This window comes from Streptomyces sp. NPDC030143 (assembly GCF_055573695.1).
The window spans coordinates 79,182-103,320 of sequence record NZ_JBVIAY010000014.1; the positions used below are offsets into that span (position 1 = coordinate 79,182).

At 71.2% G+C, this 24,139-nt stretch carries 24 protein-coding genes and 1 tRNA gene; 11 read left to right on the forward strand and 14 right to left on the reverse strand.

Annotated elements, in window-relative coordinates; all coding sequences use genetic code 11:
* Positions 1-268: 268 nt before the first annotated feature.
* Entirely contained in the window at positions 269-619 is a 351-nt protein-coding gene (locus ACZ4YY_RS23525; protein ID WP_468293433.1) for a hypothetical protein, read from the forward strand.
* A gap of 635 nt (positions 620-1,254) precedes the next feature.
* Here ACZ4YY_RS23525 and ACZ4YY_RS23530 read toward each other — a convergent pair.
* Positions 1,255-1,635, reverse strand: a complete 381-nt coding sequence (locus ACZ4YY_RS23530) for a hypothetical protein (RefSeq protein ID WP_468293436.1) — start codon at positions 1,633-1,635, stop codon at positions 1,255-1,257.
* Positions 1,636-1,666: 31 nt separating this feature from the next.
* A complete protein-coding gene (locus tag ACZ4YY_RS23535) occupies positions 1,667-3,361 on the reverse strand; it encodes a sodium:solute symporter family protein (RefSeq protein WP_468293439.1) in 1,695 nt (564 codons plus the stop codon).
* 134 nt (positions 3,362-3,495) lie between these two features.
* Between ACZ4YY_RS23535 and galT the strand changes: the two genes are divergently transcribed.
* The 4 genes from galT to ACZ4YY_RS23555 all read left to right on the forward strand — a co-directional run bounded on the left by galT (position 3,496) and on the right by ACZ4YY_RS23555 (position 7,333).
* Positions 3,496-4,557 (forward strand): galactose-1-phosphate uridylyltransferase, encoded by a 1,062-nt coding sequence (galT, locus tag ACZ4YY_RS23540; RefSeq protein WP_468293441.1) that lies wholly within the window; start codon positions 3,496-3,498, stop codon positions 4,555-4,557.
* Positions 4,554-5,522, forward strand: coding sequence for a UDP-glucose 4-epimerase GalE (gene galE, locus ACZ4YY_RS23545; protein WP_468293443.1), 969 nt, complete (start codon positions 4,554-4,556; stop codon positions 5,520-5,522). Before galT ends, galE begins: the two co-directional genes overlap by 4 nt.
* A 3-nt stretch (positions 5,523-5,525) precedes the next feature.
* On the forward strand, positions 5,526-6,680 hold the full coding sequence (galK, locus tag ACZ4YY_RS23550; protein ID WP_468293446.1) for a galactokinase: 1,155 nt from the start codon (positions 5,526-5,528) through the stop codon (positions 6,678-6,680).
* Between the two features lie 179 nt (positions 6,681-6,859).
* Positions 6,860-7,333: a hypothetical protein gene (locus ACZ4YY_RS23555; protein WP_468293449.1), complete on the forward strand. Its 474-nt coding sequence runs from the start codon at positions 6,860-6,862 to the stop codon at positions 7,331-7,333.
* On the opposite strand, the gene ACZ4YY_RS23560 is transcribed toward ACZ4YY_RS23555, so the two are convergent.
* Positions 7,317-7,772 carry a GNAT family N-acetyltransferase gene (locus ACZ4YY_RS23560; protein ID WP_468293451.1) on the reverse strand — a complete coding sequence of 152 codons (456 nt, stop codon included), beginning with the start codon at positions 7,770-7,772 and terminating at the stop codon, positions 7,317-7,319. The two genes, ACZ4YY_RS23555 and ACZ4YY_RS23560, sit on opposite strands and share 17 nt — an antisense overlap.
* 262 nt (positions 7,773-8,034) lie before the next feature.
* Here ACZ4YY_RS23560 and ACZ4YY_RS23565 point away from each other — a divergent pair, with 262 nt between their 5' ends.
* Positions 8,035-8,802 carry a LuxR C-terminal-related transcriptional regulator gene (locus tag ACZ4YY_RS23565; protein WP_468293453.1) on the forward strand — a complete coding sequence of 256 codons (768 nt, stop codon included), beginning with the start codon at positions 8,035-8,037 and terminating at the stop codon, positions 8,800-8,802.
* Here the strand turns inward: ACZ4YY_RS23565 and ACZ4YY_RS23570 are convergent.
* Positions 8,761-9,258 (reverse strand): MarR family winged helix-turn-helix transcriptional regulator, encoded by a 498-nt coding sequence (locus ACZ4YY_RS23570; protein ID WP_468293455.1) that lies wholly within the window; start codon positions 9,256-9,258, stop codon positions 8,761-8,763. The two genes, ACZ4YY_RS23565 and ACZ4YY_RS23570, sit on opposite strands and share 42 nt — an antisense overlap.
* A 117-nt stretch (positions 9,259-9,375) precedes the next feature.
* Here ACZ4YY_RS23570 and ACZ4YY_RS23575 point away from each other — a divergent pair, with 117 nt between their 5' ends.
* Both ACZ4YY_RS23575 and ACZ4YY_RS23580 read left to right on the forward strand, forming a co-directional pair.
* A complete protein-coding gene (locus tag ACZ4YY_RS23575; RefSeq protein ID WP_468293458.1) occupies positions 9,376-10,176 on the forward strand; it encodes a trans-aconitate 2-methyltransferase in 801 nt (266 codons plus the stop codon).
* Between the two features lie 64 nt (positions 10,177-10,240).
* The gene (locus ACZ4YY_RS23580) at positions 10,241-10,414 is read left to right on the forward strand and encodes a CsbD family protein (RefSeq protein WP_468293778.1); all 174 of its coding nucleotides are present in this window, start codon (positions 10,241-10,243) and stop codon (positions 10,412-10,414) included.
* A gap of 90 nt (positions 10,415-10,504) precedes the next feature.
* Here the strand turns inward: ACZ4YY_RS23580 and ACZ4YY_RS23585 are convergent, their stop codons facing one another.
* Positions 10,505-11,185: a TetR family transcriptional regulator gene (locus tag ACZ4YY_RS23585; protein ID WP_468293461.1), complete on the reverse strand. Its 681-nt coding sequence runs from the start codon at positions 11,183-11,185 to the stop codon at positions 10,505-10,507.
* Positions 11,182-12,195, reverse strand: a complete 1,014-nt coding sequence (locus ACZ4YY_RS23590; RefSeq protein WP_468293464.1) for an acyl-CoA desaturase — start codon at positions 12,193-12,195, stop codon at positions 11,182-11,184. Before ACZ4YY_RS23590 ends, ACZ4YY_RS23585 begins: the two co-directional genes overlap by 4 nt.
* Positions 12,196-12,486: 291 nt before the next feature.
* On the opposite strand from ACZ4YY_RS23590, the gene ppc reads away from it, so the two are divergent.
* Positions 12,487-15,216, forward strand: coding sequence for a phosphoenolpyruvate carboxylase (gene ppc, locus ACZ4YY_RS23595; protein WP_468293465.1), 2,730 nt, complete (start codon positions 12,487-12,489; stop codon positions 15,214-15,216).
* 117 nt (positions 15,217-15,333) lie between these two features.
* Here ppc and ACZ4YY_RS23600 read toward each other — a convergent pair whose 3' ends face one another.
* From ACZ4YY_RS23600 to ACZ4YY_RS23625, 6 genes are all read right to left on the reverse strand, one after another.
* Positions 15,334-15,852: a hypothetical protein gene (locus ACZ4YY_RS23600; RefSeq protein ID WP_468293467.1), complete on the reverse strand. Its 519-nt coding sequence runs from the start codon at positions 15,850-15,852 to the stop codon at positions 15,334-15,336.
* Between the two features lie 74 nt (positions 15,853-15,926).
* Positions 15,927-16,529, reverse strand: coding sequence for an aminoacyl-tRNA hydrolase (gene pth, locus ACZ4YY_RS23605; protein ID WP_468293470.1), 603 nt, complete (start codon positions 16,527-16,529; stop codon positions 15,927-15,929).
* 69 nt (positions 16,530-16,598) lie between these two features.
* Positions 16,599-17,198, reverse strand: a complete 600-nt coding sequence (locus ACZ4YY_RS23610) for a 50S ribosomal protein L25/general stress protein Ctc (protein ID WP_468293473.1) — start codon at positions 17,196-17,198, stop codon at positions 16,599-16,601.
* Between the two features lie 213 nt (positions 17,199-17,411).
* On the reverse strand, positions 17,412-18,386 hold the full coding sequence (locus tag ACZ4YY_RS23615; RefSeq protein ID WP_468293476.1) for a ribose-phosphate diphosphokinase: 975 nt from the start codon (positions 18,384-18,386) through the stop codon (positions 17,412-17,414).
* A 135-nt stretch (positions 18,387-18,521) separates the two neighbouring features.
* Positions 18,522-19,970: a bifunctional UDP-N-acetylglucosamine diphosphorylase/glucosamine-1-phosphate N-acetyltransferase GlmU gene (gene glmU, locus ACZ4YY_RS23620; RefSeq protein WP_468293478.1), complete on the reverse strand. Its 1,449-nt coding sequence runs from the start codon at positions 19,968-19,970 to the stop codon at positions 18,522-18,524.
* Positions 19,971-20,080: 110 nt separating this feature from the next.
* Positions 20,081-20,155: transfer RNA gene (locus ACZ4YY_RS23625), tRNA-Gln, on the reverse strand.
* Between the two features lie 300 nt (positions 20,156-20,455).
* Between ACZ4YY_RS23625 and ACZ4YY_RS23630 the strand changes: the two genes are divergently transcribed.
* The gene (locus ACZ4YY_RS23630; RefSeq protein WP_468293481.1) at positions 20,456-21,739 is read left to right on the forward strand and encodes a sensor histidine kinase; all 1,284 of its coding nucleotides are present in this window, start codon (positions 20,456-20,458) and stop codon (positions 21,737-21,739) included.
* 10 nt (positions 21,740-21,749) lie between these two features.
* Here the strand turns inward: ACZ4YY_RS23630 and ACZ4YY_RS23635 are convergent, their stop codons facing one another.
* Both ACZ4YY_RS23635 and ACZ4YY_RS23640 read right to left on the reverse strand, forming a co-directional pair.
* The gene (locus ACZ4YY_RS23635) at positions 21,750-22,244 is read right to left on the reverse strand and encodes an SUKH-3 domain-containing protein (protein ID WP_468293484.1); all 495 of its coding nucleotides are present in this window, start codon (positions 22,242-22,244) and stop codon (positions 21,750-21,752) included.
* Positions 22,245-22,299: 55 nt separating this feature from the next.
* Complete coding sequence (locus ACZ4YY_RS23640) at positions 22,300-22,824, reverse strand: YwqJ-related putative deaminase (RefSeq protein WP_468293487.1); 525 nt, start codon at positions 22,822-22,824, stop codon at positions 22,300-22,302.
* A gap of 299 nt (positions 22,825-23,123) precedes the next feature.
* Between ACZ4YY_RS23640 and ACZ4YY_RS23645 the strand changes: the two genes are divergently transcribed.
* On the forward strand, positions 23,124-24,137 hold the full coding sequence (locus ACZ4YY_RS23645) for an SMI1/KNR4 family protein (protein ID WP_468293490.1): 1,014 nt from the start codon (positions 23,124-23,126) through the stop codon (positions 24,135-24,137).
* Positions 24,138-24,139: the final 2 nt, after the last annotated feature.

The window sequence follows — 24,139 nt, forward strand, 5'->3', positions numbered from 1 at the left end:
GTGAGCGCTGCCCGGCGTCCTCGATCCCACCCGCGGTGACCGTCGCCGTCGTCTCACATCACCCCGCGCCGACGCGGCCCCGCCGTCGCCCGACGCACCCCGACGTGGTTCTCCCGTCGGCTCCGGGGGTCATCCGAGTGGGCATCAGCGGTTGCCGTGCGCGGGTCGGCGTGGTGAAGTGCAAAAGGTGCAAACGTAACATACGGTGATCAACCGTAACGTTTCGTGTGTACGACGAAACGCGCCACTCGAACCGAAAGAGGATGTAATGCGCAAGCTTCAGAAGGTTGCCCTCGTCGCCGCCATGATCGGCAGCCTCGGCATGGTCGGTGCGGGCGTCGCCTCTGCCGACGACTACGCCCGCACGGGCACGGACAACGGCACGGCGGGCGGGGACAGGATCTGCGTCCAGAGCGCTGAGGCCGGCAACACCAACGGCGGCGACGGCCTGCTCGCCCTGCCGGAGCTGAACCTGGCGCTCCTCGGCAACGTGTCGAAGCAGACCACGGTCAACCAGGTGTGCAACAACGGCGACAACGGCACCGCTGTGGCCGTCTCCGGCCAGGAGGCCACGCAGCAGGCCGGTCTCCTGAACGTCCTGCTCGGCCTGGGCGACTGACACCGGGGCGGCTCCGGGACCCGCGACCGCGGGTCCCGGAGCCGCCTTCTTTCCCGCCCTCGGCGATCATCTCGTTGCCCACGGTGGACCCGCCGCATACGGACCCGACCCCCTAGCCGCCCCGTCGGGACGGACGGCGGACCGGACGCCGTCGTCCTCGACGAGACGGCCGCGCGGCCCGGTACGGAGCCGCTCGCGTCCCGCCTCGGCCTCCTCGCGGCACGCCCCTCACCCACTTGCGGGACGGCTCCCGCTTTCCGGCGTGACCTCGCCACGGCCCGGGACCGCATCCCCCGGCCGACCGCGACCGCGAGCGCGTCGTCGGTGAACCGGCGAGGCCCTCGCCGTCCTGCGCCCCCGACCCTCGGGCCCCTCTACGACCCCCTCGCCCCGGTGACCGGGGTGCCTTCGCCGACCGCCGCCGTGCGCGGACCGGCGAGCAGCAGGGGTCGCACGGGCCGGCGGAATCCCGGCTGGAGCGGCTCCCGGACGTCCTGGCCGCCGTCCCGCCCGCCCCGCACCGCCCCGCCGCACACCGAGGACGGCACAGGTTCCCGTGCGAGCCGGGCGGCCCGTCGGGACCACCCTTCCGGCCCCGGCCCACGCTGGTTCGGCACCGGTCGGCGACCCGGCGGCTACCGCGTCCGGGGCGCGTCGTCGTCCACGGCCTCCGGCGGCAGCGGCGGGGTGGGCGGCGCCACCGGCCGCAGCTTCAGCCAGGCCAGGAAGAACAGGCCCAGCGCCAGCATCCCGAGCCCGGTCCACAGGTTGATGTTGACGCCCTGTGCCTTGTCGATCTCCGCGTCGCCGTCCGTGATGCCGGCGATCGTGACGATCACTCCGTAGACGACGAACAGGCCGCCGATGATGCGGCGCAGGTCGAAGATGCGGGCCGCCGTCGCGGACTTCTCCTCCAGCTCGGTGACCTCGCGCTGGACGTCCGCCTCGGAGTACCCGGCCCGCCGCAGCCGCTCGGCTGCCTGCGCGCGCTCCTCGGGTTCGAACTGCTCGGACATGGTCTCTCCATTCTCCCGTGACCGGGAGCGCTCAGAACGAGAACGGGATGTAGCAGGCGGCGGCAAGGATCACGGCGCCCCAGCCCAGCAGTGCCGGCCGCCGGTACCAGGCGTCGTCGCCCGCCGCCGGCGGCTCGGCCATGCCGGGGGAGCGGGTGCCGTAGACCAGGCCCCGCAGCTGCTCCTCCGGCTTGGGGGCGGTGAACAGGGACACGCCCACCATCACCACCGCGCCCGCGACGAAGCCCGCGATGGCCGACACGAAGTTGGCGCCCTGGTCGGAGGGGATGGAGATGACGTCCTGCTTGTAGAGGACGAAGTAGTTGACCATCGCGGCCGTGGTGCCCGCGAGCAGCCCCCAGAAGCCGGACTTCATCGACGCCCGCTTCCAGAACATGCCGACGATGAAGACGACGAACATCGGCACGTTGAAGAAGGAGAACAGCGTCTGGAGGTAGCTCATGATGTTCGAGAACGACGACGCCAGGAACGCCGTGCCGATCGACGCCAGCACACCGATCGCGGTGATCAGCCGGCCGAAGCGGACGTAGTAGCCGTCCTCGCGGCCCCGCACCACGTACTTCGCCCAGATGTCGGTGGTGAACACGGTGTTGAAGGACGACACGTTCGCCGCCATGCCCGCCATGAACGCCGCCAGCAGACCCGTCACCGCGATGCCCAGCACACCGTTGGGCAGCAGCTGTTCCATCAGGTAGGGAATCGCGTCGTTGTACTGCAGGTCCGAGCGCGCGGTGCCGATCTGCGGGACCAGGACCGCAGCGACCAGGCCCGGGATCATCACCAGGAAGACGATGAAGATCTTCGGGAACGCGGCGATCAGCGGGGTGCGCTGGGCCGCCGAGAGGTTCCTCGCGGACAGGGCGCGCTGCACCTCCGCGAAGTTCGTCGTCCAGTAGCCGAAGGAGAGGACGAAACCGAGGCCGAGCACGATCGTCAGCCAGTTCGCGCCCAGCGGGTTGTCACTGCCGATGCCCGTACCGCCCCAGGCGGTGACGAAGTCGTCGCCGTGGGCCCGGGTGAGCGAGTCGCTCAGGCCGTCCCAGCCGCCCACCTTCTTCAGGCCCAGCACCGACAGCGGGATCAGCGCCGCCAGGATCACGAAGAACTGGAGCACCTCGTTGTAGATCGCCGACGACAGACCGCCCAGCGTGATGTACGCCAGCACGAAGAAGCCCGCGACCACGATCGCCACCCACTGCGGCCAGCCCAGCAGCGCCTCCACCACGATGGCGAGCGCGTACAGGTTGACGCCGGAGATCAGGATCGCGGCGAAGGCGAAGAGGAGCGAGCTCAGCAGGTGCGCCCCCCGGTCGAAGCGCAGCAGCAGGAACTCGGGGACCGAGCGGACCTTGGAGCCGTAGTAGAACGGCATCATCACCAGGCCGAGGAAGACCATGGCGGGAATGGCGCCGATCCAGTACCAGTGGACGGTGTACGCGCCGTACTGGGCGCTGTTGGCGGCCATGCCGAGGATCTCGGTGGCCGCCAGGTTGGCCGAGATGAACGCCAGGCCCGTGATCCAGGCGGGCAGCGAGCGGCCGGACAGGAAGAAGTCGAGACTGGTCTTCACCGAGCGGCGGGCGGCGAAACCGATGCCGAGGACGACGACGAAGTAGATCGCGAGAATCGTGTAGTCGAGCCAGTTGGTCGGGAGGCGCAGCTCGGCGGCCAGGGGCTCGGCCGCGAAGGGTGTGGGGGTTCGCATGCACGGGCTCACTTCGGTTGGTGTTCTCTGTTTGGTTGTGGTCGTGACTCGCGTGGGCGTTTATGGTTCTATGTGTTCGGTTCTGTTTGAAGCATTGATGGGCGCTGCTGCTACAGCAGGGATGGAGCGTCGCGGTGAAGAAGACCTCGACCCGGCTGGCCGACGGTCGTGAGCTGATCTACTACGACCTGAAGGACGACTCGGTGCGCGACGCGGTGGACCGCCGCCCGCTGGAGCGCACGGTCACCACTTCGGAGGTACGCCGGGACCCGCTGCTCGGCGATTCCATCGCCGTCGCCTCGCACCGGCAGGGGCGCACCTACCACCCGCCGGCCGACGAGTGCCCCCTGTGCCCCTCGCAGGGCGAGCGGCTCAGCGAGATCCCGGACTCCTCCTACGACGTCGTCGTCTTCGAGAACCGGTTCCCCTCCCTCGCCGGTGACTCCGGCCGCTGCGAGGTGGTCTGCTTCACCTCCGACCACAACGCCTCCTTCGCCGACCTCACCGAGGAGCAGGTGCGCCTGGTCCTCGACGCGTGGACGGACCGCACGTCCGAGCTCTCGCATCTGCCCTCCGTGGAACAGGTGTTCTGCTTCGAGAACCGGGGTGCCGAGATCGGCGTGACGCTGGGTCACCCGCACGGGCAGATCTACGCCTACCCCTTCACCACGCCCCGCACCGCCCTGATGCTGCGCCAGGTGGCCGCCTACCGGGACGCCACCGGCGGGGAGAACCTCTTCGACGCCGTGCTGGAGCGCGAGCTCGCCGACGAGCGCGTCGTCCTGGAGGGTGAACACTGGGTCGCCTTCGTGCCGTACGCGGCGCACTGGCCGTACGAGGTGCACCTCTACCCGAAGCGGCGCGTGCCCGACCTGCTCGGGCTCGACGAAGCGGCGCGCACGGAGTTCCCGAACGTCTATCTGGAACTGTTGAGGCGCTTCGACCGGATCTTCGGGGAGGGCGAGCCGCCGACGCCGTACATCGCCGCCTGGCACCAGGCGCCCTTCGGCAGGCTCGAGGAGTTCGAGGGAGTCGGCCGTGACGACTTCGCGCTCCACCTCGAGCTTTTTACCATCCGCCGCACTTCCGGCAAGCTGAAGTTCCTCGCGGGCTCCGAATCCGGCATGAACGTCTTCATCAACGACGTGCCGCCGGAGCGCGCGGCCGAGCGATTGCGAGAGGTAGCGAGTTCATGAGCGGGAAGTATCTGGTCACGGGTGGTGCGGGGTACGTGGGCAGTGTCGTCGCCCAGCACCTGCTGGAGGCCGGTCACGAGGTCGTCGTCCTCGACAACCTCTCCACCGGCTTCCGCGAGGGCGTCCCCGCCGGGGCGTCCTTCGTCGAGGGCGACATCCGTGACGCCGCCAAGTGGCTCGACCCCTCCTTCGACGCCGTGCTGCACTTCGCCGCCTTCTCCCAGGTCGGCGAGTCGGTGGCGAAGCCCGAGAAGTACTGGGACAACAACGTCGGCGGCACCATGGCCCTGCTCGCCGCCATGCGCGAGGCGGGCGTGCGCAGGCTCGTCTTCTCCTCCACCGCCGCCACCTACGGCGAACCGGTCAACACCCCGATCACCGAGACCGACCCGACCGCCCCGACCTCCCCGTACGGCGCGACCAAACTCGCCGTCGACCACATGATCACCGGAGAGGCCGCAGCCCACGGGCTCGGCGCGGTGTCGCTGCGCTACTTCAACGTGGCGGGCGCCTACGGCGCCCACGGTGAGCGCCACGACCCCGAGTCGCACCTCATCCCGCTCGTCCTCCAGGTCGCGCAGGGCCGCCGGGAGGCGATCAACGTCTTCGGCGACGACTACCCGACCCCCGACGGCACCTGCATCCGCGACTACATCCACGTCGCGGACCTGGCCGAGGCCCACCTCCTCGCCGTCGCCGCCGCCACCCCCGGCGAGCACCTCGTCTGCAACCTCGGCAACGGCAACGGCTTCTCCGTGCGCGAGGTCATCGAGACCGTCCGCAAGGTCACCGGCCACCCGATCCCCGAGATCGTGGCGCCCCGCCGCGGCGGCGACCCGGCCGTCCTGGTCGCCTCGGCGGACACCGCCCGCGAGAAGCTCGGCTGGACCCCGTCCCGCCCGGACCTCGCGGGCATCGTCGCGGACGCGTGGCAGTTCACCCAGAACATCGCAAGGGAGCAGTAAGTGGTGGGAGAGCAGCAGGTCAGGGACGGCTTCGCCGAGCTGTACGGGGCCGGGCCCGAGGGCGTCTGGTCGGCGCCGGGCCGCGTCAACCTCATCGGTGAACACACCGACTACAACGACGGCTTCGTGATGCCCTTCGCGCTGCCGCACACCGCGCTCGCCGCGGTCTCGCCGCGCACGGACGGCGTCCTGCGCCTGCACTCGGCGGACGTCGAGGGCGGCCCCGTCGAACTGCGGCTGGACGACCTCGTCCCCGGCTCCGACTCCGCCTGGACGTCGTACCCGGCGGGCGTGGTCTGGGCGCTGCGCGAGGCCGGCCACCCGGTCACCGGCGCCGACGTCCACCTGACCTCCACGGTCCCCTCCGGCGCGGGCCTGTCGTCGTCGGCGGCCCTGGAGGTCGTCGTGGCGCTCGCCCTCAACGACCTGTACGACCTCGGCCTCCAGCGCTGGCAGCTGGCCCGCCTGTGCCAGCGCGCCGAGAACGTCTACGTCGGCGCCCCCACCGGGATCATGGACCAGACCGCGTCCGCCTGCTGCGAGGCCGGCCACGCCCTGTTCCTCGACACCCGCGACCTGTCCCAGCGGCAGATCCCGCTGGACCTCGCGGCCGAGGGCATGCGCCTGCTCGTCGTCGACACCCAGGTCAAGCACGCCCACAGCGACGGCGAGTACGGCAAGCGCCGCGCCGGCTGCGAGAAGGGCGCCGCCCTCCTCGGCGTCGACGCCCTGCGCGACATCCCCTACGCCGACCTGGACGCGGCCCTGGCCCGCCTGGGCGACGAGGAGGAGGTCCGCCGCCTGGTCCGCCACGTCGTCACCGAGGACCAGCGCGTCGAGCGGGTCGTCTCCCTCCTGGAGTCGGGCGACACCCGCGCGATCGGCCCGGTCCTCACCGAGGGGCACGCCTCGCTGCGCGACGACTTCCGCATCTCCTGCCCGGAACTGGACCTGGTCGTCGACACCGCCCTCGCCGCCGGTGCCCTCGGCGCCCGGATGACCGGCGGCGGCTTCGGCGGCTCGGCCATCGTCCTCGCGGAGGCCACCGACGTCGACACCCTGACCAAGGCCGTCGAGGAAGCCTTCGCCACGGCCGGCCTCACCGCGCCGCGGGTCTTCGAGGCGGTGCCGTCGGCGGGCGCCCGCCGACTGGCCTGAGGGGTCCTTGCACCATGAGCGCCTGATCAGGGGTGCGTGGTCCGGCGCCTTGCGGTGCACGGCACCGGGCCGCGCGGCGCAGGCGGGCATGGCGGCAAGCGCCCCTGAGCCGTTCCGGTAGCCTCGTCAGCCCCGCACACCTGTGCGGGGCTGACGGCTTTCTCCAGGACGGCGACCCGGTGACCGACGACGGGATACGCGCCCGTCTCGACGGGCGGGCCCGGGTCGCGTTGCCGGTCGGGCGGCTGACCGCCGAGCGGAGGCCGCGGATCGAGGCGATCGCGCGGGCCCTCGGCCACCGGCTGGTCGCCGTCCGCCACCTCGGCCACGCCGGGACACGGGTCGACTGCGCCCGCGACGAGGCGCCGGACGCCCGTCGCCGCGCCGAGGAGACCGTCGCCCGGCTGCGTCTCCGGCGGGCCGCCGCCGCCGGAGACCGACGCGCCGCCGCCCGGTCCGCCCCCGCCGCCGCCGGAGATCGACGCGCCGCCGCCCGGTCCGCCCCCGCCGCTCGGTCCACCCGGCCGGCCCGGCGGCGCCACCGGCCGCCGCAAGCGTCGCCTCCGCCGCCGGCCCGGGCGCCCGCCGGGCCCCGGATCCCGCCCCGGCCCGTCGTCCCGCCCCCGCAGCCCGTGGTCACCCCAGGCGCTTGACCAGCGTGTACTCGGTGATCCCCGGCGGATAGTCCTCGATCACGCACACCACCTCGTAGCCGAGTCCGCGGTAGAACTCCGGCGCCTGGAAGTCCCAGGTCTCCACGCGGGCACGCCGGCTGCCGCGCTCTGCGCGGGCGGTGTCCTCGGCGTGCGTCAGCAGTCGGGTGCCGAGCCCGGCCCCCCGGTGGGTCGCGTCGACCCACAGGTAGGTCACGTGCAGCCAGGACGCCCAGGTGTGCCCGACCAGACCGCCCGCCAGCTCGCCGGACGCGTCCAGCGCCCACACGTGCAGCGGGACCTCCCGCTCGTCGGGGGTGCCGCGCAGCGCGCGCAGCACGGGAGAGGCCGCCGTGTTGGTGTCGAGGAGCCGCGCACGGAGCAGATCACGCCTGCTTTTGTCGACTTCTGTCTCAAGACGGAACATGCGGCACACCATAAACGCGTCGCAGTTCCAGTTCTGTGAATTGACTTCCGCTCCGTGCTCACGGCCCTACTCTGTGAACATGCACCGGTGGGGGCCGGTGCCGATCAGGGGGCGAGACAGTCGGGTACGACGCCCGTGGTGGGGGTAGCGATGTCTGCACGGCGGCGGCCGTGCGATTCGACGCTCCCCGCGGGCGCCGTCCCCGCTCCGGTCGTCGTTCTCCGGACCTGGGGTATCCCCTGCTCCACAGAAGGAGCCTGGGGAAGGGGGTTACGTGGTTCGCATCCGAGTCCTGGTCGTCGACGACCACCGTATCTTCGCCGAGTCGCTCGCCGCCGCCCTGGCCGCCGAGCCCGACGTCGACGTGTCCGCCGCGGGCAGTGGCCCGGCGGCGCTGCGCAGCCTGGAGCGCGCGGCCGCAGAGGGCCGCCGCTTCGACGTGCTGCTCGTCGACGCCGACCTGGGCGGCCGGCTGCCGGGGGTACGGTCCGCCGTGTCGTTGAAGGAGGCCGACGAGGAGGGGCTGGTCGACGGGATCTCCCTCGTCACCGGGGTCCGCTCCGCCCAGCCGTACGTGCGCGTCGTCGTCCTCGCCGAGAAGGACGATCCGCGCCGGGCCGCCCTCGCCCTCCAGGCCGGCGCGTCCGGCTGGGTCGCGAAGGACTGCTCGCTGTCGCGCCTGCTCACCGTGGTCCGCGGGGTGCTGCGGGAGGAGACGCACCTGCCGCCCGCCCTGCTCACCGGTGTGCTCAGGGAGCTGACCGCCGCCCGCAAGCACCGCACCGAGAGCGAACAGCTCGTGGAGTCGCTGACCCCGCGGGAGCGGGAGGTGCTGCGGTGCATGGTCGCGGGACTGGGGCGCAAGGCCGTCGCCGACCGGCTGTTCCTCTCGCCGCACACCGTCCGCACCCACATGCAGAACGTGCTGGGCAAGCTCGGCGTGCACTCCACCCTCGCCGCCGTCGCCCTCGCGCGCCGCGCCGGGGTGGGCCCCGTGGACCTAGCCGGGGATGTTGTCGAACGGGGCGGTCAGCTGGCGTAGCAGCCCGGCCAGTTCGGCGCGCTGCGCGTGCGACAGCTCGGCCAGGATCGCCCGCTCCTGGTCGAGCAGCCCGGCCAGTGCCTGGTCGGCGCGGTCCTTGCCGTCGTCCGTGAGCCGCACCAGGACCCCGCGCCGGTCGCTGGGGTCGGGCAGCCGCTCCACCAGGCCCTTCTTCGCCAGCCGGTCGATGCGGTTGGTCATGGTGCCCGACGTGACCAGCGTCTGCGTCAGCAACTGCCCCGGTGAGAGCTGGTAGGGCGAGCCCGCGCGACGCAACGCGGTCAGCACGTCGAACTCCCAGGGCTCCAGCTGGTGCTCGGAGAAGGCCAGACGGCGGGCGCGGTCCAGGTGCCGGGCCAGTCTGCTCACCCGGCTGAGCACTTCCAGCGGCTCCACGTCGAGGTCAGGGCGCTCCCGGCGCCACGCTGCGACCAGCCGATCGACCTCGTCCTCCATGACGATCAGTGTAGTGGTTGTGTCGACATGAAGTCTCTTGATGTCGAGTTTCTTGACGTCAAGCTAAATCGTCCGCGAGGCTGGTCCCGTCGCACCCGGTCACGACGAGGAGGCCCGATGCCCACCCCCACCTGGGACCCCGCCCAGTACCTGCGCCACGCCGGCCACCGCGCCCGCCCCTTCACCGACCTCCTCGCCCGGGTCCGGGACCTGCCGGGCGACCCGCCCCGCGTCGCCGACCTCGGCTGCGGCCCCGGCAACCTCACCGCCGTCCTCGCCGAGCGCTGGCCCACCGCCCGCGTCACCGGCTACGACAACTCCGCGCAGATGCTCGCCGAGGCCCGGGCGCACGCCGGCGCACGACTCGACTTCGCCCACGCCGACCTCACCACCTGGAGGCCGACGGAGACCTACGACCTGATCCTCTCCAACGCGGCCCTGCACTGGGTCCCCGGGCATCTCGACGCCTTCCCCGACTGGCTGGCCGGCCTCGCCCCCGGCGGCACCTTCGCCTTCCAGGTCCCCCACAACCTCGACGCCCCCCTGCACGCCCTCCTGCGCCGACTCGGCACCACCCCCCGCTGGAGGAACCGCCTCGCCGACGTCCTGCGCGGCGAGGACTCCGTCCACGCCCCCGGCGTCTACCTCGACCGTCTCGCCCGCCTCGGCTGCGCCACCGACGTGTGGACGACGACGTACCAGCACGTCCTGACCGGCGAGGACCCCGTCCTCGACTGGGTCAAGGGCACCGGTCTGCGCCCCGTCCTCACCGCCCTCGCCGACGACCCCGAAGCCCGCGACGCCTTCGTCGCCGAGTACCGCGACCTGCTCCGCGAGGCCTACCCGCGCCACGGCTACGGCACCGTCCTGCCCTTCCGCCGTCTGTTCGCCGTGGCCCGCACCGCTCCGGGCGTTTGAACACCCGGCCGCGGGCTACCCGGTGTAGCGAGAAGGAAGCCGAACCTGACTGGGAGTGATGACCGTGGCAGGCGAGCAGAAGTCCAAGGCGAAGATGGAGCAGGCCAAGGGCAAGGCCAAGGAAGCGGTCGGCCGCGCCATGGGCAACGAGCGGCTGGAAGCCGAGGGCCGGGCCGACCAGGCCAAGGGAGACGCCCGCCAGTCCAAGGAGAAGGCCAAGGACGTCTTCAAGCACTGACGGCACCGGCCACCGGCGTCTTCGCCGCACGACGCGATGCGCGAAGGCCCCCGTCCACCGGACGGGGGCCTTCGCGGTGGTCGGCTCGTGTCAGCTCTTGCGGCGCCCTATGAGGTGCGGCTTGGCCTCCAGGCCGTCCAGCCCGTGCCACGCCAGGTTCACCAGATGCGCCGCCACCTCCGCCTTCTTCGGGCGGCGTACGTCGAGCCACCACTGCCCGGTCAGCGCGACCATCCCCACCAGCGCCTGCGCGTACAGCGGCGCCAGCTTCGGGTCGAACCCGCGGCTCTTGAACTCGCGGCCCAGAATGTCCTCCACCTGGGTGGCGATGTCCGAGATGAGGGAGGCGAAGGACCCCGTCGACTGCGGGATGGGCGAGTCACGGACCAGGATGCGGAAACCGTCCGTGTACTCCTCGATGTAGTCCAGCAGCGCGAACGCGGCCTGCTCGCACAGCTCACGCGGATGGCCCGCCGTCAGCGAGCTGGTCACCATGTCCAGCAGACGCCGCATCTCGCGGTCCACCACCACCGCGTACAGCCCCTCCTTGCCGCCGAAGTGTTCGTACACCACCGGCTTGGACACCCCGGCCTTCGCCGCGATCTCCTCCACCGACGTGCCCTCGAAACCCTTCTCCGCGAAGAGGGTGCGACCGATCTCCAGCAACTGCTGGCGGCGCTCGGCACCGGTCATCCGGGTGCGACGCGCACGCCGCGGCTTCGCTTCACTGCTCGGGGTGCTGCTGGAGTCGGTCGCCACGGCGTCCATCATGCCGCGTCGGCGGCCGCCTTCCGGCGTCGGGAGCGGTCCTCATCGGTGTTCCGACGCGAATCGATACGCGAGCGTGACGGCCAGCGCACGTCGTACGCCCAGCCGAACCTCTCGAACCAGCGGATCAGCCGAGCCGAGGAGTCCAGCTGCCCCCGCTCCACCCCGTGCCGCGCGGACGTCGGGTCGGCGTGGTGCAGGTTGTGCCAGGACTCCCCGCACGACAGCACCGCCAGCCACCACACGTTCCCCGACCGGTCCCGCGACTTGAACGGCCGCTTGCCCACCGCGTGACAGATCGAGTTGATCGACCACGTCACGTGGTGCAGCAGCGCCACCCGCACCAGAGAACCCCAGAAGAACCCGGTGAACGCACCCCACCAGGACATCGTGACCAGCCCGCCGATCAGCGCCGGCAGCGCCAGCGACAGCGCCGTCCAGAGCACGAACTGGCGGGAGATCGTCCGCAGCGTCCGGTCCTTGATCAGATCCGGCGCGTACTTGTCCTGCGGCGTCTGCTCCTCGTCGAACATCCAGCCGATGTGCGCCCACCACAGCCCCTTCATCAGGGCCGGAACGGTCTCCCCGTACCGCCACGGCGAGTGCGGGTCGCCCTCCGCGTCGGAGAACCTGTGGTGCTTGCGGTGGTCCGCCACCCAGCGGACCAGCGGTCCCTCCACCGCCATCGACCCCGCGATCGCCAACGCGATCTTCAGGGGCCGCTTGGCCTTGAAGGAACCATGCGTGAAGTGCCGGTGGAAACCGATCGTGATGCCGTGGCAGCCCAGGTAGTAGAAGAAGACCAGCAGACCGAGGTCCAGCCAGCTCACTCCCCAGCCCCACGCCAGCGGCACCGCCGCCAGCAGGGCCAGGAACGGCACGGTGATGAACAGGAGCAGCGTGATCTGTTCGATCGAACGCTTCTGCTCGCCGCCGAGGGTGGCGGACTCGGCCGAGGGAGTGTCGTCAGGTGCCTTCGATGGGTCTTCGATCACGTCGGAGCGTGTGGTCATGCGCGTCCCCTGTGGGGTCGTGGACAGAGGCAGGTGCCGGGCGACAGGACCGGCAGGGTCAGTTTCCTACGGTTCCGTAACCTACGGCGACGTAAGTATGGCAGTGCGTCACCCTGCGGCAAGAGCCCGAGAGCCTGCGCGTCCGACCGGCCGCCTATCCTTGAGGCGGTCGGACAGCGCGGTCCGCTCTGTTTTCTTCCCGGAGGCACGGCCCCCGTGCGGCGCCCGCCGCGGGGGCCGACCTCCGGGTTCCCTCCCAGACGAGCTTCAACACTGCAAGGAGCCGCACCTGTGAGCAGTGCCGACGACCAGACGACGACCAGCACCGAGCTGCGCGCCGACATCCGCCGACTGGGTGACCTCCTCGGTGAGACCCTCGTCCGGCAGGAGGGCCCCGAGCTCCTCGACCTGGTCGAGAAGGTCCGCCGCCTCACCCGCGAGGACGGCGAGGCAGCCGCCGAACTGCTGCGCGGCACCGAACTGGAGACCGCGGCCAAGCTGGTCCGCGCCTTCTCCACCTACTTCCACCTGGCCAACGTCACCGAGCAGGTGCACCGCGGCCGCGAGCTGCGCGCCCGCCGCGCCGCCGAAGGCGGCCTGCTCGCCCGGACCGCCGACCGCCTCAAGGACGCCGACGCCGACCACGTCCGCGACACGGTCCGCAACCTCAACGTCCGCCCCGTCTTCACGGCCCACCCCACGGAGGCCGCGCGCCGCTCGGTGCTGAACAAGCTCCGGCGCATCGCCGCGCTCCTGGAGACCCCCGTCATCGAGTCCGACCGCCGCCGCCACGACACCCGTCTGGCGGAGAACATCGACCTCGTATGGCAGACGGACGAGCTGCGCGTCGTGCGCCCCGAGCCCGCCGACGAGGCCCGCAACGCGATCTACTACCTGGACGAGCTGCACGTGGGCGCCGTCGGTGACGTGCTGGAGGACCTCACCGCCGAACTCGAACGCGTCGGCGTCACCCTCCCGGACGACACCCGCCCCCTGACCTTCGGCACCTGGATCGGCGGCGACCGCGACGGCAACCCCAACGTCACCCCCCAGGTCACCTGGGACGTCCTCATCCTCCAGCACGAACACGGCATCAACGACGCCCTGGAGATGATCGACGAACTCCGCGGCTTCCTCTCCAACTCCATCCGCTACAGCGGCGCGACGGAGGAACTCCTGGAGTCGCTGAAGGCCGACCTCGAACGCCTGCCCGAGATCAGCCCCCGCTACAAGCGCCTCAACGCCGAGGAGCCCTACCGGCTCAAGGCCACCTGCATCCGGCAGAAGCTGGAGAACACCAAGCAGCGCCTGGCCAGGGGTATCCCCCACGAGCCGGGCCGCGACTACCTCGGCACCGGCGAACTGCTCCGGGATCTGACGCTCATCCAGACCTCCCTGCGCGAGCACCGCGGCGGCCTCTTCGCCGAGGGCCGCATGAACCGCACCATCCGCACCCTCGCCGCCTTCGGCCTCCAGCTCGCCACCATGGACGTCCGCGAACACGCCGACGCCCACCACCACGCCCTCGGCCAGCTCTTCGACCGCCTCGGCGAGGAGTCCTGGCGGTACGCGGACATGCCCCGCGAGTACCGCACCAAGCTCCTGGCGAAGGAACTGCGCTCGCGCCGGCCGCTCGCCCCGACCCCGGCGCCCGTCGACGCGGCCGGCGAGAAGACCCTCGGCGTCTTCCTCACCGTCAAGCGCGCCCTGGAGGTCTTCGGACCCGAGGTCATCGAGTCCTACATCATCTCCATGTGCCAGGGCGCCGACGACGTCTTCGCCGCCGCCGTCCTCGCCCGCGAGGCCGGACTGATCGACCTGCACGCCGGCTGGGCCAAGATCGGCATCGTGCCGCTGCTGGAGACCACGGACGAGCTGAAGGCCGCCGACACGATCCTCGAGGACATGCTCTCCGACCCGTCCTACCGACGGCTCGTCGCCCTGCGCGGCGATGTCCAGGAGGTCATGCTCGGCTACTCCGACTCCTCCAAGTTCGGCGGCATCACCACCAGCCAGTGGGAGATCCACCGCGCCCAGCGCCGGCTGCGCGACGTCGCCCACCGCTACGGCGTCCGCCTGCGCCTCTTCCACGGCCGCGGCGGCACCGTCGGCCGCGGCGGCGGCCCCTCCCACGACGCCATCCTCGCCCAGCCCTGGGGCACCCTCGAGGGCGAGATCAAGGTCACCGAGCAGGGCGAGGTCATCTCCGACAAGTACCTCATCCCCTCGCTGGCCAGGGAGAACCTGGAGCTGACCGTCGCGGCCACCCTCCAGGCCTCCGCCCTGCACACCGCCCCCCGCCAGTCCGACGAGGCCCTCGCTCGCTGGGACGCCGCCATGGACGTCGTCTCCGACGCCGCCCACGCCGCCTACCGCCGGCTCGTCGAGGACCCCGACCTGCCGACGTACTTCCTCGCGTCGACGCCGGTGGACCAGCTCGCCGACCTGCACCTGGGCTCCCGGCCCTCCCGCCGCCCCGGCTCCGGCGTCTCGCTCGACGGACTGCGCGCCATCCCCTGGGTCTTCGGCTGGACCCAGTCCCGGCAGATCGTCCCCGGCTGGTACGGCGTCGGCTCCGGCCTCAAGGCCCTGCGCGAAGCCGGCCTCGACACCGTGCTCGACGAGATGCACGAGCAGTGGCACTTCTTCCGCAACTTCGTCTCCAACGTCGAGATGACCCTCGCCAAGACGGACCTGCGGATCGCCCAGCACTACGTCGACACCCTCGTGCCCGACGAGCTCAAGCACGTCTTCGACACCATCAGGACCGAGCACGAGCTCACCGTCGCCGAAGTCCTGAAGATCACCGGCGGACGGGAGCTGCTCGACTCCCAGCCCGTGCTGAAGCAGACCTTCACCATCCGCGACGCCTACCTGGACCCCATCTCCTACCTCCAGGTCGCGCTCCTCAAGCGCCAGCGCGACGCCGCGGCCGCCGGCGAGGAACCCGATCCCCTGCTCGCCCGCGCCCTGCTCCTCACCGTCAACGGCGTGGCAGCCGGCCTGCGCAACACCGGCTGACCCGCACGGCGACACCAGAGCGCCCCCGGGTCCGCACACCGGACCCGGGGGCGCCCTTCGCGTGTCCCTCGGTCACACCCGCGGCGCGGCGGGTCTCCCCGGCAGGCGGAAACCGCCTCACACCGTCACGAACGCCACCGTCAGCAGCGCCACACCCAGCCCCGCCAGCGCCCATCCCACCCGCACGCGCCCCAGGCCGCCCGCGACCACCACCGACGCCAGCAACAACGCGCCGCCCATCGGTATCCACGCGTACAGCACCCCCGCCGGACCCGAGCGCACCACTTCCTCGCCCTCCGGCTTCACCACGACCGTGTACGTCCGCCCCTCCTCCACCGCCACGGACTTCTCGATCACCACCCGGGCACGCGCCGTCGACCCCGCCGACACCGGCGTGTACGGCCCCGAACACGTCTCCTCACCGCACCGGGCCACCTCGATCGTGCCCTGCTCCCGCCCCTTGGTCAGCATCACGTGCTGCGCCGTCCCCCACGATCCCCACACCCCCGCGACCAGGATGAGGCCGGTGACCAGGCCCATCGCCGCGAGACGGCCGAACCGCAGAGCGGCGACCGAGGCCGAGGGGCGGCGCTTGGCCCGACGGGAGCGAGGACGGGCGGCGGCAGTGGCAGGCATGGCCGGGATCATTGGCCATGCCTCGACGACACGTCAACCTCACCCGGGTGACCGGGGCGATCCGCACGGACAAGTCAGGAGTTGTACGTCCCCTGCGCCCGCTCAAGCCCGTCGATCACCAGACATTCCACCGCATCCGCCGCACGGTCGACGAAGTAGTCCAGCTCCTTGCGCTCCGCCGACGCGAAGTCCTTCAGGACGAAGTCCGCCACCTGCATCCTCCCCGGCGGTCGGCCGATCCCGAAGCGCACCCGGTGGTAGTCGGGCCCCATCGCCTTCGTCATCGACTTCAACCCGTTGTGGCCGTTGTCCCCACCGCCCAGCTTCAGCCGCAACGTCCCGTAGTCGATGTCCAGCTCGTCATGGATCGCCACGATGTTCGCCAACGGCACCTTGTAGAAGTCCCGCAGCGCGTTCACCGGCCCACCGGACAGGTTCATGTACGACATCGGCTTCGCCAGGACCACCCGCCGGTTGCCCGGCCCCGGCGGACCGATCCGGCCCTCGACCACCTGGGCCTGCGCCCTGCCCGCCCGCTTGAACCGTCCCCCGACCCGCTCGGCCAGCAGATCGGCCACCATGAAGCCGACGTTGTGCCGGTTCATCGCGTACTCCGGGCCCGGGTTTCCCAGCCCCACGACCAGCCACGGGGCGCCGGGATCGCTCGTCACGTCCATCTCTCCTCGATACACGCCAGCCGCTGCCCCTCACGGGAACAGCGGCTGACGAACGAACGACGGTCAGGCTCAGGCCTCGGCGGAAGCCTCTTCGCCACCGGCGGACTCGCCCTCCGGGGCCTCCTCGGCCTGCGCGGCCAGCACCTGGATGACGACCGCGTCCTCCTCGACGGCCAGCGTCACGCCGTCCGGCAGGGAGATGTCCTTCGCCAGGATCGAGGCACCGGCCGCCAGACCCTCGACCGACACCGTGACGGCCTCGGGGATGTGGGTGGCCTCGGCCTCGACCGGCAGCGCGTTCAGGACGTGCTCGAGCAGGTTGCCGCCCGGAGCCAGCTCGCCCTCGGTGTGCACGGGGATCTCGACCGTGACGTTCTCGCCGCGCTTGACCAGCTGCAGGTCGACGTGCTCGAGGAAGCCCTTCAGCGGGTCGCGCTGCACGGCCTTCGGGATCGCCAGCTCGTTGCTCTTGCCGTCGATGTCCAGCGAGATCAGCACGTTCGGCGTGCGCAGCGCCAGCAGCAGGTCGTGGCCCGGCAGCGTCAGGTGCAGCGGGTCGGAGCCGTGACCGTAGAGAACACCCGGAACCTTGTTGTCGCGGCGGATACGGCGCGCGGCACCCTTGCCGAACTCGGTGCGGGTCTCGGCGGTGAGCTTCACCTCGGACATGGAGATCACTCCTCGTAGAAGATCGGAACGATGGGGGTCCCCCCGCTCGAGCGGAGTCGAGAGTGGGGGAGGTCACCCGGCCACGAACGGCCTGCTACGAAGAGCGCGTCGATAACGGACCGCCGAACCCCCACAGGGGAACGGCCTCCCTCGCCGAGCAACTGGGACAGTCTACTCGGCGCGGGAGGCCGCGAAGAAATCGGCCCTGAGGGCCTACTGCTCGTCGAACAGGCTCGTCACCGAACCGTCCTCGAACACCTCACGCACCGCACTCGCGATCGTCGGCGCGATCGACAGCACCGTGATCTTGTCCAGTTCCAGCTCGGTGGGGGTGGGAAGCGTGTTCGTGAAGACGAACTCGCTGACCTTCGAGTTCTTCAGCCGGTCGGCGGCCGGTCCGGACAGCACACCGTGCGTCGCCGTCACGATGACGTCCTCCGCGCCGTGCGCGAACAGCGCGTCCGCGGCGGCGCAGATCGTGCCACCCGTGTCGATCATGTCGTCGACCAGGACGCAGACCCGGCCCTTGACCTCGCCCACGACCTCGTGGACCGTCACCTGGTTCGCCACGTCCTTGTCGCGCCGCTTGTGCACGATGGCCAGCGGCGCGCCCAGCCGGTCGCACCAGCGGTCCGCCACCCGCACGCGGCCGGCGTCCGGGGAGACGACCGTCAGTTTCTCCTTGTCGACCTTCGCGCCCACGTAGTCCGCCAGCAGCGGCAGCGCGAACAGGTGGTCCACCGGGCCGTCGAAGAAGCCCTGGATCTGGTCCGTGTGCAGATCCACCGTCAGGATCCGGTTCGCACCCGCCGTCTTCATCAGGTCCGCGATCAGACGCGCCGAGATCGGCTCACGCCCACGGTGCTTCTTGTCCTGCCGCGCGTAACCGTAGAACGGCACGATCACCGTGATCGAACGCGCCGACGCGCGCTTCAACGCGTCGATCATGATCAACTGCTCCATGATCCACTTGTTGATCGGCGCCGTGTGGCTCTGGATCAGGAAACAGTCCGCACCGCGCGCCGAATCCTGGTAGCGGACATAGATCTCACCATTGGCGAAGTCGAAGGCCTTCGTCGGGACGACCCCGACACCCAGCTGGTGGGCGACCTCCTCGGCAAGCTCGGGGTGGGCGCGGCCGGAGAAGAACATCATCTTCTTCTCGCCGGTCGTCTTGATCCCGGTCACAGCACTGTCTCCTCAGAGGTGTCTCAACCGGCTGTCGCCGGACCTCGCCACTGGGCGCGACGAGGTCGTCTCAGCTGGTGGGGGTGCGGGTGTGCACTTATCACGGTACGCCGTGTCCGACGCGTCCGTTTCCGGTCAGTCCTCGCCGCCGCCCTGCCGGGAAGCCGCCTCGGCGGCCTTCGCCGCCGCACTGCCCGGACGCTTGCGTGCCACCCAGCCCTCGATATTCCGCTGCTGACCACGGGCCACGGCCAGCGAGCCGGGGGGCACGTCCTTGGTGATCACGGAGCCGGCGGCGGTGTACGCGCCGTCCCCGATCGTGACAGGAGCCACAAACATGTTGTCGGAACCCGTGCGACAGTGCGACCCGACGGTGGTGTGATGCTTGTCCTGCCCGTCGTAGTTCACGAACACGCTCGCCGCACCGATGTTGGAGTACTCGCCGATCGTCGCGTCGCCGACGTAGGACAGGTGCGGGACCTTGGTCCCCTCCCCGATCGACGCGTTCTTCGTCTCCACGTACGTACCGATCTTGCCCTTCGCCCCCAGCCGGGTCCCCGGACGCAGATAGGCGTACGGACCGACGGTCGCGTCCGCACCGACGCGCGCACCGTCCGCGACGGTGTTGTCGACCCGCGCCCCGGCCCCCACCGTCGTGTCCCTGAGCCGGCTGTTCGGACCCACCTCCGCGCCCTCGCCGAGATGCGTGGCGCCCAGCAGTTGCGTCCCCGGCTGCACCACGGCGTCCTGCTCGAACGTCACGGTCACGTCCACCCAGGTCGTGGCCGGGTCGACGACCGTGACACCCGACAGCATCGCGGCCGTCAGCAACCGGTCGTTGAGGATGCGCCGGGCCTCGGCGAGCTGCACGCGGTTGTTGATGCCGGCGATCTCCCGGTGGTCGCCGGCGACCGACGCGCCGACCCGGTGCCCGGCCTCCCGCAGGATCCCGAGCACGTCCGTCAGGTACTCCTCACCCTGACTGTTGTCCGTGCGGACCTTCTTCAGCGCGTCGGCGAGGAGCTGCCCGTCGAAGGCGAACACGCCGGAGTTGATCTCGCGGATCGCCCGCTGCGCCGCGGAGGCGTCCTTGTGTTCCACGATGGCGGTCACGGCCCCGGAGGTCTCGTCCCGCACGATCCGGCCGTACCCGGTGGCGTCGGGCACCTCGGCCGTCAGCACGGTCACCGCGTTGCCGTCCGCCCGGTGGGTCGCGGCCAGCCGGGCGAGCGTCGTGCCGGTGAGCAGAGGGGTGTCGCCGCACACGACCACCACGGTCCCGTCGACCCCGCCGCCCAGCTCCTCCAGGCCGGTCCGGACGGCGTGCCCCGTGCCGTTCTGCTCCGCCTGGACCGCGGTCCGCACCTGCGGGTCGATCTCGGCGAGGTGGGCGGTCACCTTCTCCCGCGCGTGCCCGACCACGACGACCAGGTGCTCCGGGTCCAGCTCCCGGGCGGCGGCCAGGACGTGCCCGACGAGGCTGCGACCGCAGATCTCGTGCAGGACCTTCGGTGTGGCCGACTTCATACGGGTTCCCTCACCCGCTGCGAGAACGACGACGGCTGCCGGGCGAATGGCGCTCACGGAGTTGCCCTTCGGCTGTGTAGGGGTGGAGACGTCCGAAGGATACCGGGGCGTTACGGGCGGGACGCGGGAGCGGGCCCTGACGATGCTGTCAGGGCCCACCGGCGGTATGGCTCCCCTGCCAGGACTCGAACCTGGAACAAATCATCCAAAGTGACCCGTGTTGCCAATTACACCACAGGGGAGTGTATAGACCGATAAACGGACATTTCGCCAGTCCGTTGAGGTCGCGGCACCTACTATGCCGCACCATCAGCCCTCGGTGCGACGGTACGGACGGGCCCGGTCGCGGCGCATCGGCGCGCGGCCGTGGGGGCGGCGCGTCGCCGGGCGGCCGGAATGTGGCGTTCCGGGTTCGAACGCGTGCGGTTCGGCAGTTCGACGGATACCGGTCGCTTTCGTAGGTGTTCGGTTACGGAGTGTCGTGGGGGTCGGTCGTGGAAACTCCCCGGAAAAGCCGGGGCGGGCGCCCGTAGGCTGGAGCCATGACCATGACGGGGGAAGAGCACACGACGGCTCGGGGAGGGCCGTGGTGGTGGACCAGACGCCGCAGCGCGGTGTTCGACTGGTGCCTTGCGTTGGTGTCCGCTCTGGAGTGTGCGGCGGAGGGCGTTCCGTTCGCGCAGGACGCGGGGATTCCGGCCAATGTGGGGATGGTTTTCGGGCTCCTCACGGGCTCGGTGCTGCTCGTGCGGCGGCAGTACCCGGTCGCCGTGGTGCTGGTCGCGATCGCGATCACCCCCGCCCAGATGGGCTTTCTGATGGGGATCGTCGGGCTGTACACGCTCGCCGCGTCCGAGCTGCCCCGGCGGATCATCGGCTCGCTCGCGGCGATGCAGCTGGTGGGCGCGCTGATCGTGACGTTCGTGCGGGTGCGCCAGGACATGGCGCGGGGCGATCTGACGCTCGGTGACTGGTTCGTGCCGTTCGCCTCGATCACGATCTCGCTGGGACTCACGGCGCCGCCGTTGCTGCTGGGGCTGTACGTGGGGGCGCGGCGGCGGCTCATGGAGAGTCTGCGGGAGCGGGCGGACAGCCTGGAGCGGGAGCTGCAACTGCTCGCGGAGCGGGCGGAGGAGCGGGCCGAGTGGGCGCGCAACGAGGAGCGGACGCGGATCGCGCGGGAGATGCATGACGTCGTCGCGCACCGGGTGAGTCTGATGGTGGTGCACGCGGCGGCGCTCCAGGCCGTCGCCCGCAAGGATCCCGAGAAGGCGGTGCGCAACGCCGCGCTGGTGGGGGACATGGGGCGGCAGGCGTTGACGGAGCTGCGGGAGATGCTCGGGGTGCTGCGCAGCGGGGACGGGGAGCGGCGTGCGACGGCGGGGGCCTCCGCCGCCGCGGTGGTGTCGCGCGGGGTGGAGGAGGGGGAGGGACCGTGTCTGTCGGAGCTGGAGGAGCTGATCGGGCAGTCGGCCGCCGCGGGGATGGTGGTGGACCTGTCGGTGGAGGGTGAGGTGCGGTCGTACGGGGCGGAGATCGAGCAGACGGCGTTCCGGGTGGTGCAGGAGGCGTTGACGAACGCGCACAAGCACGCGGCGGGGGCGAAGACGCATGTGCGGCTGGCGCACCGGGCGGCGGAGATCGCCATGCAGGTGGAGAACGAACCGCCGCCGGAGTCGGGGTCCGCGTCGTCGGCGAGGCTGCCGTCCGGGGGGAACGGACTGGTGGGGATGAAGGAGCGGGTGGTGGCGCTGGGCGGGGTGTTCGTGTCGGGGCCGACGGAGGCGGGGGGTTTCCGGGTGTCGGCGGTGATTCCGGCGGCGTGAGGCGCGCGGGTCAGCCGGCGGTGAGGCGGGTGGGTTCGATGCCGGAGACCAGGGTGCCGAGGGCGTGGTCGATGTCGGGGCCGAGGTACCAGTCGCCGGTGTGGTCGAGGGCGTAGACGCGGCCCCGGGCGTCGATGGCGAGGAGGGCCTCGTGGTCGGTCTCGGTACCGAGGGGGCTGACGTCGGTGTCGAGGGCGCGGCCGAGGTCGGCGAGGGTGCGGGCCATGTGGAGGCCGTGCAGCGGGTCGAGGTGGACGGTGGTGGGGGCGACCTGGCGGCCGGGTCCGCCGGGGGTGATGTGCAGACCGCCGAACTCGGCCCAGGCTTCGACCGCGGCGGGGAAGACGGCGTGGCGGTGACCGGCGGGTGAGGTGTGGTCGCGCAGGGTGTCGGCCCAGATCTCGGCCTGTTTGATGTCCCAGCGCCCGGGCTGCCAGCCGGCGGTGCGCAGGGCGGCGTCGACGGGGACGGGGAAGCGGGTGGTGCTGGTGCGGTCGGGGTGCATGTGCTCTTCGTTCGTCGGGTCTGTGTGCGTCGTCGGCCGGCGTGCGGCTGTGGGGTCAGCCGCCGGATGCGGCGGGATCGACGATGCGGACGCCGAAGTGGGCGCTGAGGGCGGTGCAGGCACGGCAGGGTGCGGCGAAGCTGCCGTGCAGGGGATCGCCGTCCTCCCGGATGCGGCGTGCGGTGAGCTTGGCGTGTCTGAGGGCTTTGCGCGCCTCGCCGTTGGTCATGGGCCTGCGGGCGGCGCGCTTGCTGCGGGCGGCGTCGACGGTGGCGAGGTGCCGGCTGATGAGCAGCGCCTCGGCGCAGCGGCCCGTGAAGCGGTCGCGCTGGCCGCTGGTGAGGGTGTCGAGGAAGTCCTGGACCAGCGGGTGCAGTGCCGGGGGCTGGTCGCCGCGGGCGGCGGTGCCGGTGAGGGTGGCGCCGCGGACGGAGAGGGCGGCGGCGACGGTGGGGAGTATGCCGTCACGGCGGTGGAGCAGGACGGGGGCGTGGGGGGTCTCGCCGGCGGACCAGCCGATGCGGGGGTCGCCCGTGTGGTGGGTGTGCGGTCCCGTGTGCGTGGCGTTCATGATCGTCATCCCCTCCCGTGCATCCCCCCGGAGGACACAGGGTGCCAAATCGTGTGGCGGCTGCGGAAGCTGGGGCGGCGCGACACGCCCGGGTCGGGGCACGCTGTCACGGCGGGGTGACGGCAGGTCACCGAAGCGGAGGGCCGATGACCGGTGTCGTCGTACCGCATAGGCTGTCGGCACCGTCGGCGCGCGGTCGACGCGCGTTGGAGACCGTTGGAGACAGTCGGACACGGGGCGTGGTGGTCGGGACCGGAAGCGGAACCGGCCGCCGGGGTCCGTCCAGAATGCCGCAGGGGGCAACCGCCATGACGACAGGTCGGCTCGGGCAGGAAGCCGCGCCGCCGAACGCGGCCTATGCCGGGCAGGTCGTGCACTTTCCGGATCCGGTCCGGGCCGCGCGTCATCCGAGGGGGGTGCGGGTGGACGAGCGTGGTTACCCGGAGTTCTCGCCCTATGCGCGGGCAGCGGCGGAGATCGCGGAGCCCCCGGAGGGTTTCGGGGTCGACGAGTTGCGGTTGACGGACTACGTGTCGGCGAACGCGGCGCTGGCGGCGTCGGGTCACGCCTTGTGGGACACGGTGGAGCAGGTGGCGACACCGCACGGCTGGACCTGGCACCACGTGGTGGGTTCCCGGCGGTTGGAGCTGGTGCCGGTCGAGGTGAAGGCGTTGCTGCGGCACCACGGTGGTGTGGCGACGGCGGCGGTCGACCAGCACAAGCGGGGGACGCGGCCGTTGCAGGAGACGCGTCCGGCGCACTTCGGACTGCCGAAGTCGGGTGTGGCGGTGACGGAGTCCCAGGTGCAGGGCGTCGAGGAGGAACTCGGCTACCGGCTGCCCGGGGCGTACCGGTCGTTCCTGAAGGCGGCCGGCGGGTGTGCGCCGGTGGGCGCGGCGCTCGTCGCGGAGCTGGGGCTGCTGGTGGACCAGCCGTTCTTCACGGTGCGGGACGAGGCGGCCGTCAACGACCTGGTGTACGTGAACAAGTGTCTGCGCGACCACCTGACCAAGGACTACCTGGGCGTCGGTTTCGTCCAGGGGGGTCTCCTCGCCGTGAAGGTGAAGGGCGACCGGGCCGGTTCGGTGTGGTTCTGCGCGTACGACGATGCGCGGGACGTGGATCCCTCGTGGTCGCCGGCGGAGCGGATGGAGCGGTTGTTGCTGCCGTGCGGTGACGACTTCGACGTGTTCCTGTCGCGACTGGCGGGCCGGCCGCCGGAGTTGGAGACGGTGGCGAATCTGATGGTGGACGGCGGGTTCGCGCGGGCTGTTCCCGTGGCGTCCGGCTCTTCTGTTTCTTCCGTGGGCGTGGGGGAGTGATC